General features: G+C 71.2%; 2 protein-coding genes. Both read left to right on the forward strand.

Annotated elements, in window-relative coordinates; translation table 11 throughout:
• Nucleotides 1-900 (forward strand): hypothetical protein (locus ABWK99_RS16010; protein WP_372595677.1); only part of this gene is annotated, 900 nt, incomplete at its 5' end.
• Nucleotides 897-1,040 (forward strand): hypothetical protein, encoded by a 144-nt coding sequence (locus tag ABWK99_RS16015; protein WP_372595678.1) that lies wholly within the window; start codon nt 897-899, stop codon nt 1,038-1,040. The genes ABWK99_RS16010 and ABWK99_RS16015, both read left to right, overlap by 4 nt.
• Nucleotides 1,041-1,248: the final 208 nt, after the last annotated feature.

Below are 1,248 nucleotides of genomic sequence, written 5' to 3' on the forward strand. Positions count from 1 at the left end.
AAGCCCTGCCAGCACAAGCGCGCGAACCACCAGCACGGCACCCATGCGTGCTACGTCCTGGACCGCTGCCGGTGCCTACCCTGCGCGACCGCGAACAGCGCATACGAGTCCACCCGGGTGCGCAACATCGCCTACGGCCGCACGACCACGACCGACGCCGGACCGGTACGCGCACACCTGCACGCGCTCATGACCGCGGGCATGGGACTCAAGCAGATCACCGCGGTGCACGGCATCTCGGCCGGGTCCCTCACGAAGATCCTTTACGGCATCACCCGCGCCGACGGCACCCGCCGACCACCGACCACGAAGGTCCTGCGGCGCACCGCCGACCGGGTCCTGGCGATCAGCATGCCGACGATCGAGCAACTCGGCGCGTCCACGAACGTCGACTCCACCGGTGCCCGCCGCCGCATCCAGGCCCTCATCGCACTCGGGTGGTCCGTGCAGCGCATCGCCGACGACCACGGCATCAGCCGCCAGGCCATCGACGCCGCGATGCGACACCAGCCGATCTACGCCCGCAACGCCCTCGCCATCCGCGAGGCGTTCGACACGATCGGCGACCGGCGCCCACCTGAGCGGACCGCCGGGGAGAAGGGCGCGGCGGCCCGCTCGCGCAAGCGCGCCGAGGTCAACGACTGGGCCGTCCCGGCGATGTGGGACGAGGCAGACCTCGACGACCCCTACGCGACCCCACCGACCATGCGCACCACACGCCGCACGGTCGACCTGGACGAGTGGGCTCGGCTCGTTCGCTACGGCGAGAACCCCACCACGGCCGCGCGACGCTGCGGCGTCGGCGCGAAGAACGCCATCGCGACGATCGACAAGCTCGCCCGCGTCAACGACAGGGCCGACATCCTCGCACTGCTCTCCGAGACGAGGAATGCCGCATGAGCCCCGCCGAGGAAGCCGCCTACCTCCGCGCACTGGCCGACGACATCGCCGCCGACCTCCGCATCGGGCTCACCGCCCGCACTGTCACCGCCGCAGTCCTCGAGGGACGCGCCACCAAGATCCAGGAGGAGTCAGCATGACGTGCGCATGCGGAGGCGACTACACGCCCACCCCAGACGGGGTGCGGGTACACCGCACCATCGCGGGGCACACGCCCTGCCCACCACGACCCACCCCACCACCCGGTCGGCATCGCACCCGGCACTGCCTGCGCAAGCGGCACGAGACATGCGGGGGCGGTGTCGTCGGCGGGTACGCGTGCGAGTGCACCTGCCACAACCACGACGA

The organism is Actinotalea sp. (assembly GCF_041597215.1).
GTDB lineage: Bacteria > Actinomycetota > Actinomycetes > Actinomycetales > Cellulomonadaceae > Actinotalea.